Annotated in this window: 16 protein-coding genes; 1 reads left to right on the top strand and 15 read right to left on the bottom strand. The window is 65.1% G+C overall.

Annotation, left to right across the window (positions count from 1 at the left end; genetic code table 11):
- Window positions 1-152: 152 nt before the first annotated feature.
- The gene (locus H8B02_RS36020; protein WP_229170579.1) at window positions 153-995 is read left to right on the top strand and encodes a phytanoyl-CoA dioxygenase family protein; all 843 of its coding nucleotides are present in this window, start codon (window positions 153-155) and stop codon (window positions 993-995) included.
- A 119-nt stretch (window positions 996-1,114) separates the two neighbouring features.
- Here H8B02_RS36020 and H8B02_RS36025 read toward each other — a convergent pair whose 3' ends face one another.
- From H8B02_RS36025 to trpS, 15 genes are all read right to left on the bottom strand, one after another.
- Window positions 1,115-1,855 (bottom strand): tRNA (guanine(46)-N(7))-methyltransferase TrmB, encoded by a 741-nt coding sequence (locus tag H8B02_RS36025; protein WP_229170580.1) that lies wholly within the window; start codon window positions 1,853-1,855, stop codon window positions 1,115-1,117.
- Window positions 1,852-2,976, bottom strand: coding sequence for a M20 family metallopeptidase (locus H8B02_RS36030; protein ID WP_229170581.1), 1,125 nt, complete (start codon window positions 2,974-2,976; stop codon window positions 1,852-1,854). Before H8B02_RS36030 ends, H8B02_RS36025 begins: the two co-directional genes overlap by 4 nt.
- Before the next feature lie 205 nt (window positions 2,977-3,181).
- A complete protein-coding gene (locus H8B02_RS36035; protein ID WP_021082652.1) occupies window positions 3,182-3,598 on the bottom strand; it encodes a helix-turn-helix domain-containing protein in 417 nt (138 codons plus the stop codon).
- A gap of 262 nt (window positions 3,599-3,860) precedes the next feature.
- A complete protein-coding gene (lnt, locus tag H8B02_RS36040; RefSeq protein ID WP_229170582.1) occupies window positions 3,861-5,474 on the bottom strand; it encodes an apolipoprotein N-acyltransferase in 1,614 nt (537 codons plus the stop codon).
- Window positions 5,471-6,583: a hemolysin family protein gene (locus H8B02_RS36045; protein ID WP_229170583.1), complete on the bottom strand. Its 1,113-nt coding sequence runs from the start codon at window positions 6,581-6,583 to the stop codon at window positions 5,471-5,473. Before H8B02_RS36045 ends, lnt begins: the two co-directional genes overlap by 4 nt.
- A 1-nt stretch (window position 6,584) precedes the next feature.
- Window positions 6,585-7,082, bottom strand: coding sequence for an rRNA maturation RNase YbeY (gene ybeY, locus H8B02_RS36050; protein WP_229170584.1), 498 nt, complete (start codon window positions 7,080-7,082; stop codon window positions 6,585-6,587).
- A gap of 68 nt (window positions 7,083-7,150) precedes the next feature.
- Window positions 7,151-8,221: a PhoH family protein gene (locus H8B02_RS36055; protein WP_376711755.1), complete on the bottom strand. Its 1,071-nt coding sequence runs from the start codon at window positions 8,219-8,221 to the stop codon at window positions 7,151-7,153.
- Window positions 8,222-8,226: 5 nt separating this feature from the next.
- Window positions 8,227-9,615 carry a tRNA (N6-isopentenyl adenosine(37)-C2)-methylthiotransferase MiaB gene (gene miaB, locus H8B02_RS36060; RefSeq protein ID WP_229170586.1) on the bottom strand — a complete coding sequence of 463 codons (1,389 nt, stop codon included), beginning with the start codon at window positions 9,613-9,615 and terminating at the stop codon, window positions 8,227-8,229.
- Window positions 9,616-9,795: 180 nt separating this feature from the next.
- Window positions 9,796-10,479: an HAD family hydrolase gene (locus tag H8B02_RS36065; protein ID WP_229170587.1), complete on the bottom strand. Its 684-nt coding sequence runs from the start codon at window positions 10,477-10,479 to the stop codon at window positions 9,796-9,798.
- A 5-nt stretch (window positions 10,480-10,484) separates the two neighbouring features.
- Window positions 10,485-10,937, bottom strand: a complete 453-nt coding sequence (locus tag H8B02_RS36070) for a Fur family transcriptional regulator (RefSeq protein ID WP_092120651.1) — start codon at window positions 10,935-10,937, stop codon at window positions 10,485-10,487.
- Window positions 10,938-11,004: 67 nt separating this feature from the next.
- Complete coding sequence (gene rimI, locus H8B02_RS36075) at window positions 11,005-11,490, bottom strand: ribosomal protein S18-alanine N-acetyltransferase (RefSeq protein WP_229170588.1); 486 nt, start codon at window positions 11,488-11,490, stop codon at window positions 11,005-11,007.
- Window positions 11,487-12,182 (bottom strand): tRNA (adenosine(37)-N6)-threonylcarbamoyltransferase complex dimerization subunit type 1 TsaB, encoded by a 696-nt coding sequence (gene tsaB / locus H8B02_RS36080; protein WP_229170589.1) that lies wholly within the window; start codon window positions 12,180-12,182, stop codon window positions 11,487-11,489. The genes rimI and tsaB overlap by 4 nt, the downstream gene beginning before the upstream one ends.
- Before the next feature lie 86 nt (window positions 12,183-12,268).
- Window positions 12,269-12,838, bottom strand: a complete 570-nt coding sequence (locus tag H8B02_RS36085; RefSeq protein WP_092120642.1) for a NifU family protein — start codon at window positions 12,836-12,838, stop codon at window positions 12,269-12,271.
- Window positions 12,839-12,982: 144 nt separating this feature from the next.
- Window positions 12,983-13,477 carry a universal stress protein gene (locus H8B02_RS36090; protein ID WP_229170590.1) on the bottom strand — a complete coding sequence of 165 codons (495 nt, stop codon included), beginning with the start codon at window positions 13,475-13,477 and terminating at the stop codon, window positions 12,983-12,985.
- 87 nt (window positions 13,478-13,564) lie between these two features.
- Window positions 13,565-14,617, bottom strand: coding sequence for a tryptophan--tRNA ligase (gene trpS / locus H8B02_RS36095; protein ID WP_229170591.1), 1,053 nt, complete (start codon window positions 14,615-14,617; stop codon window positions 13,565-13,567).
- Window positions 14,618-14,860: the final 243 nt, after the last annotated feature.

Consider the following 14,860-nt stretch of genomic DNA (forward strand, 5'->3'; position numbering starts at 1 on the left):
GGGTGCACGGCCCGGCTGGTGGCCGTCGACCCTTCGAGACGCGCGCAAGAGCGCGCTCCTCAGGGTGACGGGACTATCAAATACCTCCCAATTTCAAAATGACCCGCTATGCTTTCCGCAAGGCGCGACACAGCGCCAACGGGGAGATGGCCATGCTGACGGACGCCGACATCCAATCGCACGCCGAGCGGATCCGCGACGACGGATACACCGTGATCGAACGCGCCGCCTCTCCGGACCTGGTCGAGGGATTGAAGGACGCGGTGCAAAGAATCGAGAGCGAGCACAATCTCGGCCCCGCCAGGACGTCGTTCGAGGGTTTCAAGACGCTGCGCATCAACAACCTTCTGACCTATGACGATCTGTTCTGGGAGGTGCCGCTGCATGAGAACGTGCTGCCGGTGGTCGAGCGCGTGCTGGACAAAGAATGCCTGCTGTCGTCGTTCTGCTCGCTGGTGCTCGGTCCCGGCCAGGAGGCGCAGCCGATCCACGAAGACACCCAATTGATCCCGCTGCCGCGGCCGCACATTCCGATCACGATCAATGCGATCTGGGCGCTGTCCGATTTCCGCGACGACAACGGCGCGACGCGGATCATTCCGCGCAGCCACAAATTCGATTCGTCGCCGGAATACGGCAAGGATTACGACGCGGTCACCGCGACCATGCCGGCCGGCAGCGTGATGCTGTTCGACAGCGCACTGTGGCATGGCGGCGGCGCCAACACCAGCGACGCCAGGCGCTTTGCCTTTTCCTGCGCCTATTGCTGGGGTTGGATGCGCCAGCAGGAGAACCTGCAGCTCGGCATTCCGCGCGAGACCGCGGCCCGCTTTCCGCGCCGCTTGCAGGAATTGTGCGGCTACAGCGTCTACAAGGGCCAGTTCGGGCACATCGACAATCACGATCCGATCGAGCTGCTCGGCCGGGAACGCGGCAAGCGCATGGTCTGGGAAGCGACCGACGCCAGGAAGGCGCGGATGGCGGGGCAGGGATAGAGCCACCTGTGATTCCGGGGCGGCGCGTTAGCGACGAACCCGGAATCCATTCCTCAGCTTGCACATGCGGCGTAATGGATTCCGGGCTCGCGACTGCGTCGCGCCCCGGAATGACGACATCAAGCCAAGCGCTTGAATCGCAGATACGCCGCCTTGCGCCCTTCGCGCTCGGCCTTGGCGCCGTAGCGCGTCTTGGTGTAGTCCGGCCACGGCTGCTGCCAGTCGATCGCACGCTCGGCGAGCCAGGCGAAGTCGGGCGAGCGCATCAGATGTGCGAGCGTCCAGGCGCAGTAATCGTCGATATCGCTGACGAAGCGGAATTCGCCGCCCGGCGGCAGCAGCCTGGTCATCGCCGCGACCGTTGCATCCTGCACGAAGCGCCGCTTCCAGTGCCGCCGCTTCGGCCAGGGATCGGGATGAATCAGGTCGATGCGCGTCAGCGAGCGCGCTGGCGCCCAGGCCAGCAGCTCGGCGGCGTCGCCGGCGAACAGGCGAATGTTGCCGATATTGTGCGCCTCGATCTGGGTCAGGATCTTGGCCATGCCGTTGACGTAGGGCTCGCAGCCGATGAAGCCGGTCGCCGGAAATGCCTGCGCTTCCGCGATCAAATGCTCGCCGCCGCCGAAGCCGATCTCGAGCCTGACATTCGCGATGCCGTCATCGAACAGTTCGGTCAGCGCATCGGGCGCGGGCGCCGAGATGTCGAGCGAAAGATGCGGCAGCAGATTGTCGATCAGGTCGGCCTGGTGCGCGCGCAGTTTGTGGCCCTTGCGCCGCCCGAAGAACGAGCCGCGCGAATGGGCCATCGCGCCATCGTCGGAAGATTCGCGATCGCCGCCGTCGTTCGGAGCCGGTGTCATCGCAGCGTCTGGTAGAGACGGTAGAGCAGGCGCGCGCGCAGCTCGATCGACGAAATGTAGAGCTGCTCGTAATGGGTATGCGCGCCCCTGCCGTCGACGCCGAGGCCGTCGAGCGTTGCAGTATGCGGTGCGGTGAAATTGCCGTCGGAGCCGCCGCCGGTGAACACATCGATCAGCTCGAGGCCGAGTTCGCCTGCAAGCTCCCTGGCGTGTTCGTAGAGCGCGGCGCCGGCATTGCTCTTCTCATAGGGCGGACGATTCAATTCCCCGGTCACCGTCACGCTGACGCCGTCGGTGCGCGAGGTGATGCCGAGGATCTTCGGCACCAACTCGTCGGCATCGGCCATGGTCGGCACGCGCATGTCGACTTCGGCGTAGGCCTCTTCGGCGATCACGTTCGGCTTGGTGCCGCCGCGGACGACGCCGACATTGACGGTGACGCCGCGCTTGAGATCGTTCATCGCCTCCAGCGCCAGGATCACATGGCCGAGTTCCCGGATCGCGCTGCGGCCATCCTCGGGGCGCGTGCCGGCATGTGCCGGCGCGCCCTTGATATGCACGTCGAAGCGCGCGACGCCCTTGCGCCCGGTGACGATCTTGCCGCCGTCGCGCGCCGGCTCGGTCACCAGCACGTATTTGGCCTTGCGGCCTTCGGCCTCGATCAGCGCCCGCGAGGTCGGGCTGCCGATCTCCTCGTCCGAGACGTAGAGCTGGGTGATGCTAAGCGGCGGGCGCGTGTCATCGGCGCAGATCTGCCGGAACGCGTGATAGGCGAGATAGGCGCCGCCCTTCATGTCGTAGATGCCCGGGCCGAACGCACTGTCGCCTTCGATCTTGAATGGTAACCGTTCGATGAATCCCATCGGATGAACTGTGTCGAGATGGCTCAACACCAGAATGCCCGGCGCGTCCTGCCCCCAGGACGAGCGCGTCACCAGGTGATCGCCGCAGCCGTCGCGTCCCGCAACGCGGTCGACGGTGGCCGGCAGGTCGCGATAGCCTGACGCGACGAGATCAGCCAGCTTGTTGACCTGATCCGGCCGCTCCGTCGGAGATTCGATCTCGACCCAGCGGCGAATGCCGTCGAGGATAGCAGCGGTTTCGAACGGGTTGCTGGCCATGTTGTGTCGTCGCCTGTGAATTCGCTTTGTCATTCAGCGCACGCGCCAAAGCATGATCCGGAAGAGTATGATCCGGTTTTCCGAAAGATCATGCTCGATCAAGGAGCTAGAGCGCGACGAGATTCCATCGGAACTCGTCACGCCTTAACGCGCGCCGGAATGACATATTCCAGATTTGACGATCTCTCAAACGGATATGGCCGGATCAGACCTGCTCGGCCGCCTCGCGCGCCGCGATCTGCTCGACCAGCTCGACGATGCTGCGGCGAAGCTTGGCGTCCGCGATCCGCGTGAACGCGCGGGTCAGGGCCAGACCTTCGGCGGTTGCCAGAAAATCGGACACATAGGCCGGCGAGGAGCCCTCGCTGAAGCCGTCAGCGGTCTTGACCCCGCTCGGGCCGCCATCGAACAGGAAAGAGACCGGCACCTGCAGGATTTCGGAGATCTGCTGCAGTCGGCTGGCGCCGACACGGTTGGTGCCCTTCTCGTATTTCTGCACCTGCTGGAACGTCAGGCCTAACGCCTCGCCCAGCTTTTCCTGGCTCATGCCGAGCATGATGCGTCGCATACGGACGCGGCTGCCGACATATTTGTCAACAGGATTGGGCGCTTTGGTGGACATCTCCAACTCTCCTAAGGGATTGCGCGCCCGGGGGTGAGGCAAGTTGGACGTGGAGTATGCCTCAGGCGCCGGTGCCGTCAAATCCTGCAAGGAGGATCGGGACGAAATGCGGACAATTTGCGCAAAGGGGCTGACTTGGCTTGTGATTTCGCGTGGACCCGTACAATGCGAAGTGCACGGTCGATCTGTCAACAGGTGGAATCACGCTGAGGTAGATTTCGACACTTTTTCGGGTTCGTGTGACAACCGGCGATAAGCGCCGTCAGGCCTTTCGCCTGACAAAACGCCTCCGCAATACGATTGCGAGGGCAACTAACACAATCACAGCGGCGGGGGTGTTTCCGACGCGCGCATAGATCGTCGGCGCGATGGCCGCCGGCAGGCCGGCATCGAGCACGCCTTCGATGCCGAGCCCGAGCTGGGCGACAATCCGCCCGAGCGGGTCGATGATGGCCGATATGCCCGTATTTGCGGCGCGCACCATCGGCAGGCCTTCCTCGATCGAGCGCAGCCGGGCCTGCTGCAGATGCTGATAGGGGCCGGTCGAGATTCCGAACCAGCCGTCATTGGTGACGTTGATGATCCAGCCGGGACGGTCGTCGCGGCTCACGACATTGCCGGGGAAGATCGCCTCGTAGCAGATCAAGGGCAGCGCGCGCGGCGCGTTCGGAATATCGAGCGTCCGGCGGATCGTGCCGGGAATGAAGCCGCCCTGCACCTTGGTGAGCTGCACGAAACCGAGCTTCTCCATCCAGTCCTGGAACGGCAGAAATTCTCCGAACGGGACAAGGTGAAGCTTGTCGTAGACCGCAAGCACGCTGCCGTCATGGTCGATGACGTAGATCGAATTATACGCGCGCGTGACGCGGACGCCGGGCGGCAGATCGGGCGCGCGCACCGAACCGGTGATCAGCACGGTTCCCTTCGGCAGCAAGTCGGCGATCTGCGCCATCGCGTCGGCTTCCTTGGTCAGGAAGAACGGAAACGCGGATTCCGGCCAGATCAAGATGGTGGAGTCGCTCACGCCGGTCGAATGCGGCCCGGACGCACGATCCGACAGAGTGAGATATTTCTGCATCACCGCCGCCTTGGCGGAGTAGTTGAACTTGGCGTCCTGCTGCAGATCGGGCTGCATGATGCGCAGCTTGACGCCGTTGACCATGCTGGTCGGCTGCTGCGAGAGGCGCACCGCACCGAACGCCAGCATCGCGGCGAGAACCAGCACCGCGGCCACCGGCGCGTGCCACGGCTTGCGGCCGCGCGAGGCGCCGTCGATCAGCACGGCGGGACTTGCGAAGATCGCGACCGCCAGGAACGTCATGCCCCACAGCCCGATCAGCGATGCGGTCTGGGCCAGTGCCAGGGGTTCGGTCAGTGCGTAGCCGAACGCATTCCACGGAAAGCCGCTGAGGAGATGGCCGCGCAGCCATTCCGAAATCGTCAGCCCGACCGCCAGCGCCAGCACGCGCGAAGCGTCGCGCGGCCAGATGAGCCGTGCGAGCGCGAAGCCGAAGGCGGTGAACAGCGCGAGATAGGCGGGCAGGCCGAGTACCGCGAACGGCGTCAGCCAGGCGAAAGTGTCAGCATCGACGAAGAAGGCGTAGCCGATCCAGTACAGTCCCGGCACGAAATAGCCGAGGCCGAACCAGAAGCCGCACAGCGCTGCGGCGGGTACGCCGCGCCAGCGTCCCGCAGCGCTACCATCGATCAGCCAGACCGCGATCGAAAACGTCAGAAACAGCACCGGCCAGGCGTTGAACGGCGCCATCGCCAGCGAGGACAATGCGCCCGCCGCGAGCGCGAGGACGACGCGCTTCCATCCCCAGGTCAGGATGACGGCGAGACCGATCGATCGGAGCTTGTCGGAAAGCCTCACTGCGGACCGGCTCCCTCGCCGGGCGGCGGCATGTTGTCATTCGCCTGCGGGTTGCCGGAGTCCGGTGTCTGCTCGCGGCGCCGCTCGCGCTCCTTGCGCGGCGCCGGCCGTTCCTTGCGCGTCGTGATCCGCACGCGCTTGACCCGCCGCGGATCGGCGTCGAGCACCTCGACCTCGTAGTTGCCCGGACCGGAAATCACCTCGCCGCGCACCGGCAGGCGGCCGACGAACGACACGAGATAGCCGCCCAGCGTCTCGACCTCCTCGCCGGCCTCGCCGGTGACGAAGTCTTCGCCGATCACCGAACGGACATCGTCGAGGCTGGCGCGCGCGTCGGCGATAAACGAGTTGTCCGGCTGGCGGACAATGGACGGCGGCTCGTCGGAATCATGCTCGTCGTCGATCTCGCCGACGATCTGCTCGACAATATCCTCGATCGACACCAGCCCATCGGTGCCGCCATATTCGTCGACCACCAGCGCGAGATGGATGCGCGAGGCCTGCATCTGCGCCAACAGGTCGATCGCGCGCATCGACGGCGGGATGTAGAGCAGCTTGCGGATGATGTGGGCGTCCGCCAGCGGCAGCGCGAGATCGACGCTGCGCAGATCGAGCCCGGCCGGAAACGGCTTCTTGCGCTTCGTCTTGGTCGCGTCGGTGACCCGCGCCTTCGCGGTCATGAAGGCGAGCAGGTCGCGGATGTGCACCATGCCTTCGGGGTCGTCGAGGGTTTCGTTGTAGACGACGAGCCGCGAATGCGCGGCGCTCTCGAACAGGCTCATCAATTCGCCGAGCGGGATGTCGCGCTTGACCGCGACGATGTCGGCGCGATGGATCATGACGTCGGCGATCCGCCGCTCGTTCAGCGACAGGATGTTGCGCAGCATGGTGCGCTCGATCGCCGAGAAGCCGACATCGTCGGGCGTCGAGGCGTCGAGCACCACCTGCAAATCGTCGCGCACCGAGCCGGCCTTCCAGCCGAACAGCGTGCGGATCGCGCGCACCAGCCAGCCTTCGGCCGCCGGGCGCTGCACCTCGCCTTCATGCACGACGGCGGGCAGGTTGCTCACATTGCGCGGATTGTCATGGGTCGGGTCGGAATCCGGCATGTCAGGCGATCCGATCCGCATAGGGGTCGGGAATGCCGAGGGAGGAGAGGATTTCGCGCTCGAGCGCTTCCATGTCCTCGGCAACGTCGTCGTTCTCGTGGTCGTAACCGATCAGATGCAGGAAGCCATGCACCGCGAGATGGCTCAAATGATGGTCGAACGGTTTCTGTTCTTCATCGGCTTCCCGCCGCGTCGTCTGATAGGCGATCGCGATATCGCCGAGCATGCGCGGGGCATCGCCTTCGCCGCCGGCGCCTTCCGGTTGCAGCGCCGGAAACGACAGCACGTTGGTCGGCTTGTCGATGCTGCGCCAGTTGGCGTTGAGGGTGCGGATCCCGGCGTCGTCGGTCAGCATCACCGCAAGCTCGGCATCCGCGACATCAGCGTCGACGATTGCGGCAGCGGCCTCGATGGCGCGGTGGATCACCGCGTCGGCATCGGGCTCGGCCTGCCAGCATTCGGCGGTGACGAGAACCTCGGTTGCAGGAAAAGCAGACACGTTGGTTTCAAAATCTGCGTTATGGCCGGAACCCGCATCGCGCGGGCTCGCGGCCGAAGCTATTGGTCTCAAGATCTGGCGTTTGCCGGCTTTTGCGGCAATCCCTCATAGGCGGCCACAATGCGCGCCACCAATTCATGGCGGATGACGTCCTCGGCCTTGAAATGCACCTGGGCGATGCCTTCGACGCCGTCGAGCAGCTTCACGGCTTCCGTGAGCCCTGAAGCCTGGCCATGCGGCAGGTCGACCTGCGACGGGTCGCCGGTGACGATCATCCGGCTGTTCTCGCCGAGACGCGTCAGGAACATCTTCATCTGCATCGTCGTGGTGTTCTGCGCCTCGTCGAGGATGATGGCGGCATTGGTCAGGGTGCGGCCGCGCATGAAGGCGAGCGGCGCGATCTCGATCTCGTTGCCCTGCAGCGCGCGCTCGACCACGCGGGCATCCATCAGATCGTACAGCGCATCGTAGATCGGCCGCAGATACGGATCGACCTTCTCCTTGAGATCGCCGGGCAGGAAGCCCAGCCGCTCGCCCGCCTCGACCGCGGGCCGCGTCAGGATGATGCGATCGACTTCCTTGCGCTCGAACAGCTGTGCTGCGTGGGCGACCGCGAGCCAGGTCTTGCCGGTGCCGGCCGGGCCGATGCCGAACACCAGCTCGTGCCGCTTCAGCGCGCGGATGTAGGAATCCTGCGCCGCGGTGCGGGCGCGCACCGGGCGCTTGCGCAGATTGATCGTTTCAAAGGTCGGCTTGGCGGTCTTGTTGTCGAATTCGAACAGCGAGCCCTGCGCGATCACGGCGCGGATCGCGCCTTCGACTTCGCCCTGATCGAGGTCGTGCCCTTCGACGGCCTGCGCATAAAGGGTCTCGAGCACGCGCCGCGCCGCGTCGCAGCCGTCGCGCGAGCCCGCGATGGTGAGATGATTGCCGCGGGAATCGACCACGACGCCGAGCCGCCGCTCGATCAGCGCCAGATTCTGTCCGTAGGGGCCGACCAGCGCGGATGCGGCACGGTTGTCGTCGAAATCGATGACGACCTGAGTTTCAGGGGGCCGGGTCTCAGGTGGCAATTGCATGTCGCGGTCAGGTTTGCGGCTGGGAGCTAACGAAGACGAATCCGATGCGCTTTTGGGCAAGGATTTCAGGCTCCAATGGTCTGCGAAATGAGGCCGGGTGCGGATTGGGACGCGAGCTCGCCGATCAGGCTGTAGCGCTCGAGGCTGCCGATCCTCACCGGGAGGACCTGGCCGATGATGTCAGGCGACGCCATCACATGGGCGGGCTGCAGATAGGCGGTCCGGCCGACGATCTGGCCCGGATTGCGCGCGGCGCGCTCGAACAGCACATCGACCGTTGTGCAAATCGCAGCCCGGTTGAAGGCCGATTGTTGGCTGTCGATCAATTCTTGAAGCCGCCCCAAGCGCTCGTCCATCTCGGCTGCTGACACCGTCTCCCGCATCTCCGCCGCCGGCGTGCCTGGCCGTGGCGAATACTTGAATGAATACGCCGCAGCGTACCCGATTTGCGTGACAAGCGCGAGAGTGGCGGAAAATTCTTCCGCGGTCTCGCCGGGGAAGCCCACGATAAAATCTGATGAAAAAGCAATGTCTTGCCGCGCGACCCGGAACCGGTCGATGACGCGCCGGTAGTCATCGGCGGTATGTTTCCGGTTCATGGCGGCCAGGATCCGGTCCGCCCCCGATTGCACCGGCAGGTGCACGAACGGCATCAGCTGGGGCAAATCGCGATGCGCCGCGATCAGGTCGTCGTCGACGTCCCGCGGATGGCTGGTGGAATAGCGCAGCCGCGTGACGCCGGGGATTTCGGCGAGCCGCTGCAGTAATTTGCCGAGCGGCCAGGCGCGGCCGTCGGGGCCTTCGCCGTGATAGGCGTTGACGTTCTGTCCGATCAGCGTGAATTCGCGCACGCCGTTGTCGGCGAGCTGCTTGACGTCGTCGATGATCCTCGCGACCGGACGCGAGACTTCCGTGCCGCGCGTATAGGGCACCACGCAGAAGGTGCAGAATTTGTCGCAACCTTCCTGCACCGTGACGAAGGCGGAGATGCCGCGGGCGCGGATCGCGTCCGGCTTCGGCTGCGGCAGGAAACTGAACTTGTCCTCGACCGGAAACTCGGTTTCGAGCGCGCGGCCGTTTTCCTGGGCGCGCTTCAGGAGCTCCGGCAGATGATGATAGCTCTGCGGCCCGACCACGATGTCGACGGTCGGCGCACGATGGATGATCTCGGCGCCTTCCGCCTGCGCGACGCAGCCGGCGACCGCGATCTTCATCTCGCGGCCCTGGCGCGCGGCCTCGTCCTTGGCGACGCGGAGCCGTCCGAGTTCGGAATAGACCTTTTCCGACGCCTTCTCGCGAATGTGGCAGGTGTTGAGGATCACGAGATCGGCGTCTTCGGCGCTCGCGGTCTCGACAAAGCCCTCGCCGGCCAGCGTGTCCACCATGCGCTGCGCATCGTAGACATTCATCTGGCAGCCATAGGACTTGATGTGCAGCTTGCGCGGCGTCGTCATGGAACCCTGAATGCGAAAATGGAAATGGCGCCATCAGGGCGCCGCTGCTCAAATATAGCTTAAACCGGGGAAAATCCAGCTCTTCACCCCGTCATTCCGGGATGGTCCGAAGGACCAGACCCGGAATCTCGAGATTCCGGGTTCGATGCTGACGCATCGCCCCGGAATGACGGAGTGGGCTCAGTCGGCGATCTGGAGGTCAGCGCCAACCTGGGCGATCAAATCGGGCAATTGGCGCATATCTGCGAAGGTTATGGCCGCGCCGGCCTGGCGCAGCAGGTCCTCATGTCCCGCGGTGCAGTGGCTGCCGCCGTAAAAGCCGAGCACGGTCATCCCGGCGGCGCGGGCGCCGGTGACGCCGGCCACGCTGTCCTCGATCACGATACAGCGCGCAGGGCTGGCGCCCATCTGGGTGGCCGCGAACAGGAAGAGATCGGGCGCCGGCTTGCCGCGCTTGACCTGCGCGGCGGAGAAAATATGCGGCGCGAGCTGGTCGTAGAGCCCGGCACAGGTCAGGCCGTGATGGATCTTCTCCGGCGTGCCGCTCGACGCCACGCATTTCGGCAAGGTGAGCGCGGCGATCGCCTCACCGACATGCGCGATCGCATTGAGATCGTCGGCATAGAGACTGAGCGTCGCGTGCTTGACCTCGGCCTCGAAGCTCTCGGGCAGCGCGCGGCCGATCTCGCTCTCGACGATCCGCCGGGCCTCGCGGTCGGACACGCCGAGGAAACGCTTCAGCACGCCGTCGGGCGTGATCGGAAAGCCGTGCCGCGTCAGCGCGTCCGCATGCGCGCGACAGGAGATCACCTCGCTGTCAACAAGCACGCCGTCGCAATCGAAGATGACGAGGTCGAAGCTCACCCGGCTTACGACTTGCTGTCGTCGTCGAGCGGAACGCAATAGAGCTCGAGACGATGATCGACCAGCTTGTAGCCGAGCTTGCGCGCGATCTCGGCCTGCAGCTTCTCGATTTCCTCGGAGGTGAACTCGATCACCTTGCCGTCGCGCAGATTGATCAGATGGTCGTGATGGCTCTCGGGCATCTGCTCGTAGCGCGCGCGGCCCTCGCGGAAGTCGTGACGCTCGATGATGCCGGCATCCTCGAACAGCTTGACGGTGCGATAGACCGTCGAGATCGAGATCTTGTCGTCGACCGCCACGCAGCGGCGGTACAGTTCCTCGACATCGGGATGATCCATGGCTTCCGCCAGCACCCGCGCGATCACGCGGCGCTGTTCGGTCATGCGCATGCCGGTCGCGGCGCAGCGCGCCTCGATCCCGGTATTTTTATGCGCAGGCGGGATTTTCACCGTGGTCATGGGTTTCGGGCCGTATTCTTCAAACCTTGGGTGGCAGAGCGGAGGGTGTTCTGCCATCGCGCCGATGTTACGACAAGTCGCGCCGCATCAGAAGCGCGTTCAAATGTTCCCCACCGGGCTGCTTGTAATAGCGCTCGCGGCGGCCGATCACGCCGAATCCGGCCCTTTCGTATAGCCGCCGCGCCGGCTGATTGTTCTCTTCCACTTCGAGGAAGATGGTGCGGATGCCGCGGCCGGCAAGGTGGCCGAGATGGGTCAGCAGCAGCTCGCGCGACAGGCCGCGCCCGCGCTGATTGGAATCGATCGCGATCGACAGGATTTCCGCCTCATCCGCCGCCATCCGCGAGACGGCGAAGCCGATCACCCTGCGGCCCTGGCGCAGCCGGTGCACCAGCGTGTTGCGCTCGGTCAGCATCGCCTCGAATTCGCCTTCGCCCCAGCCGCGATGAAACGACGCGCCGTGCAATTGGGCGAGCCGCGCCGCATCGCGCATCGATGCGGGCTCGACCGCGGGCGGACCGCCGCCCCACCATTGCGACAGCCAGCCGATCATGTCGATGGCGGCGCGCTGATGACCAGGCGATCCTTCGGCGGCTTCGCGTCGGGTGCGCGAAGATAGAACGGACGCGGCGGCGCAGTGTCGGGATCCACCGCGGCGCCGACCCAGGCGACCCAGGTAATGTCGGGTGCGGGCTGCCTGTCGACCTTGACCGGCGGAGCGGCATCCGCGGGCCAGCGCTCGGCAAGGATGTTGGCGGCGTTGCCGACGAGATGCAGCGCGCCGAACTGTGCGGCCTCGAGCGCCTCTGCGATCGGCGCAACCTTCGGCTTGAGCATCAAGCTGCCGTCGCCGCCGACGAGTTGGAAATAGACGTGATCGTGCCGCGCATCAATCGCCGACAGGATCGCGTGCGCGCCATTCTCGGCAACCACGGGCGCGGCGTAGGCGGCGAGCGTCGATAGTCCGACGACCGGCTTTTCCGCAGAGAGTGCGAGGCCGCGCGCTGCCGACAGGCCGACGCGCAGGCCGGTGAAACTGCCGGGGCCGGTGGTGACGGCGATGCGGTCAAGCCCTGCAAAGCCGATACCGCTCTGTTTCATCACGCGCGCGATCAACGGCATCAGCGCCTCGGCATGGCCGCGCTGCATCGCCTGTGATTCGATGGCGATGGTGTTGCCGGAAGTGGTGTCGAGCACCGCCGCGGAGCAGGCGTCGAGCGCCGTATCGATCGCGAGAATCATCATGGGAGGGCGAATGGCTGATAGCGAGTAGCGAATGGACTATCAGGGTCGATCCCTATTCGCCATTCGCTACCCACCATTCGCCTCCATCACATCGGCCGGACTTCCTGCACGTCGGGCACGAAGTGCCGCAGCAGGTTCTGGATGCCGTGTTGCAAGGTTGCGGTCGATGACGGGCAGCCGGCGCAGGAGCCCTTCATGTTGAGATAGACGATGCCGTCCTTGAAGCCGCGGAAGGTGATGTCGCCGCCGTCATTGGCAACCGCGGGGCGCACGCGGGTCTCGATCAGGTCCTTGATCTGCTCGACCGTCTCGGCGTCCGCCTCGTCGAAGAACTCGTCTTCCTCATCACGGGCGTCGTCGCTGCCAGCGGTGCCGTCGGCGAGCAGCGGCGCGCCGGACATGTAGTGCTCCATGATGGCGCCGAGGATCGCGGGCTTGAGGTGCTGCCAGTCGCCGTCCGCTTTGGTCACGGTGACGAAGTCGGCGCCGTAGAACACGCCGGTGACACCGGACACGGCGAACAGCCGTTCGGCGAGCGGCGAGCGCGCGGCGGATTCGGGCGAGGAGAATTCCATGGTGCCGCTGTCGAGCACCGTACGGCCCGGGATGAATTTCAGGGTGGCGGGATTGGGCGTGGCTTCGGTCTGAATGAACATTTGCTGTCTCCGGCGTCGCCGGTTCAAGGCCGGCGCGTTGGGGTTCCCTTACCAGATGGCAATTAAAAAGCCTGCGATCAAGCTGCAAAACCGCGGTTCCAGGCCCCAATCCATGCGCTGGAGCGGCTTCGAGGCCCGATAACGCTAGGACAGGGCGTCGATCTCGGAGTCGGTCAGGCCACCGGGCACGATCGTCACCGGGATCGGGAACGCCCCCATGGTCTTGGCCATGGTGGTGATGATCGGTCCGGGCCCCTCGGCGCCCGGATTGGCGGCCAGCACCAGCATCGCGATATCGACGTCCTTGTCGATCACGTCGAGGATCTGCTCGGTCGGGTCGCCCTCGCGAATCACCCGCTCCGGGGTGATCGCGGCGATGCCGTTGGCGCGGCCGGCGGCGCGGTCGAGCGCCTCGTTGGCGGCCTCCTCTGCCTCGGCGCGCATGATGTCGGCGACCCCCAGCCATTGCTGGTTCTGGTCCTCGGTCTCGATCACCCGCAGCATCAGAACGCCGCCGCCGACCCGGATAGCCCACCGGCTGGCGTAGTAGACCGCACGGTCCCATTCCGCGGTGTCGTCAACGATGACGAGGCATTTCGGCTTGTGACCTGTCTCGTAGCTTCGTCGCTGGGCGGTCATGCATGTCCCGGTGCTGAACCAAACCGACCCATGCTGCCACACTCCCTCCCTGTTGGGGAGAGGGCGCGCGCAGTTCTGCCGGTGATGTCAGCGCGGGCGGATGAAGCCGACGATGTCCTTGGTCATGCGCATGGTCTCGTCGGCGATGCCGCGGGCGCGGTTGGCGCCGTCGACCAGGATCGAATCGACATGGCCGGGATCGGCGACCAGCTTCTTCATCTCGGAGGCGATCGGCGCCAGTTTTGCGACGCAAACCTCGACCAGCGCGTTCTTGAAGCTCGAGAACTGCCCGCCGCCGAACTGCGTCAGCACCTCCTGCTTGGAGACGCCGGAGAGCGCGGCGTAGATGCCGACCAGATTGTCGGCCTCGGGGCGGGTCTCGAGGCCCTTTTCCTCCGACGGCAGCGGCTCCGGATCGGTCTTCGCCTTGCGGATCTTCTGCGCGATGGTGTCGGCGTCGTCGGTGAGGTTGATGCGCGAATTGTCCGAGGCGTCCGACTTCGACATCTTCTTGGTGCCGTCGCGCAGGCTCATCACCCGCGTCGCCGGCCCCGTGATCAGCGGTTCCGGCTGCGGGAAGAACAGGCCGTCGGCAAAGCCATGACCACGGATTGAATCGCCGAAATCGTTGTTGAACTTCTGCGCGATGTCGCGGGACAGCTCCAGATGCTGCTTCTGGTCCTCGCCGACCGGCACATGGGTGGCGCGGTACAAGAGAATGTCGGCGGCCATCAGCACCGGATAGTCGTAGAGACCGACGGAGGCGTTCTCGCGGTCCTTACCGGCCTTCTCCTTAAACTGCGTCATGCGGTTCAGCCAGCCGATGCGCGCGATGCAGTTGAAGATCCAGGTCAGCTCTGCGTGGCCGGCGATCTGGCTCTGGTTGAACACGATGTGCTTCTTGGCATCGATGCCGGAGGCGATGAAGGCCGCGGTCACCTCGCGGGTGTTGCGCGCGAGCTCGGCCGGGCCGCCCCAGACCTCGACGCCTTGCGTGATCGCGTGCATGTCGACGACGCAATAGATGCAGTTATGGGTCTGCTGCATCTTCACGAAGTTGACGATGGCGCCGAGATAGTTGCCGAGGTGCAGATTGCCCGTCGGCTGGACGCCTGAGAAAACCCGTTCAACGAACGCCATGGTCTCGATTCCCGGAAATTGCGGCTTTGGCGGCGTCGTTTGCCACTTAAGCCCCGCGTGCGCAAGTCAGGCCGGGCGTCTTTGCCTGACGGTGTTAACCGCCTCACGCCAGCCTGTGACGCCGAAAAGCTGCAAGAACAGCCCGTAACCGGCGATCCCGGCCGCGATCAGCACGAGGAGGGAGGCCGCCTGCACGAAACCGTGGCTGCCGGCGGCCGGCAGCGCGCCTGCCGCGAGCCAGAG

The sequence above is a fragment of the Bradyrhizobium altum genome (genome assembly GCF_020889705.1).
Taxonomy (GTDB): Bacteria; Pseudomonadota; Alphaproteobacteria; order Rhizobiales; family Xanthobacteraceae; genus Bradyrhizobium; species Bradyrhizobium altum.

What these genes read in the sequence shown, in the direction of transcription:
- H8B02_RS36020 (WP_229170579.1), top strand. Translation starts at nt 153, where the DNA reads ATGCTGACGGACGCCGACATCCAATCGCACGCCGAGCGGATCCGCGAC.
- H8B02_RS36025 (WP_229170580.1), bottom strand. Translation starts at nt 1,855, where the DNA reads ATGACACCGGCTCCGAACGACGGCGGCGATCGCGAATCTTCCGACGAT.
- H8B02_RS36030 (WP_229170581.1), bottom strand. Translation starts at nt 2,976, where the DNA reads ATGGCCAGCAACCCGTTCGAAACCGCTGCTATCCTCGACGGCATTCGC.
- H8B02_RS36035 (WP_021082652.1), bottom strand. Translation starts at nt 3,598, where the DNA reads ATGTCCACCAAAGCGCCCAATCCTGTTGACAAATATGTCGGCAGCCGC.
- H8B02_RS36045 (WP_229170583.1), bottom strand. Translation starts at nt 6,583, where the DNA reads ATGCCGGATTCCGACCCGACCCATGACAATCCGCGCAATGTGAGCAAC.
- miaB (WP_229170586.1), bottom strand. Translation starts at nt 9,615, where the DNA reads ATGACGACGCCGCGCAAGCTGCACATCAAGTCCTATGGCTGCCAGATG.
- H8B02_RS36070 (WP_092120651.1), bottom strand. Translation starts at nt 10,937, where the DNA reads ATGACCACGGTGAAAATCCCGCCTGCGCATAAAAATACCGGGATCGAG.
- rimI (WP_229170588.1), bottom strand. Translation starts at nt 11,490, where the DNA reads ATGATCGGCTGGCTGTCGCAATGGTGGGGCGGCGGTCCGCCCGCGGTC.
- tsaB (WP_229170589.1), bottom strand. Translation starts at nt 12,182, where the DNA reads ATGATGATTCTCGCGATCGATACGGCGCTCGACGCCTGCTCCGCGGCG.
- H8B02_RS36085 (WP_092120642.1), bottom strand. Translation starts at nt 12,838, where the DNA reads ATGTTCATTCAGACCGAAGCCACGCCCAATCCCGCCACCCTGAAATTC.
- H8B02_RS36090 (WP_229170590.1), bottom strand. Translation starts at nt 13,477, where the DNA reads ATGACCGCCCAGCGACGAAGCTACGAGACAGGTCACAAGCCGAAATGC.
- trpS (WP_229170591.1), bottom strand. Translation starts at nt 14,617, where the DNA reads ATGGCGTTCGTTGAACGGGTTTTCTCAGGCGTCCAGCCGACGGGCAAT.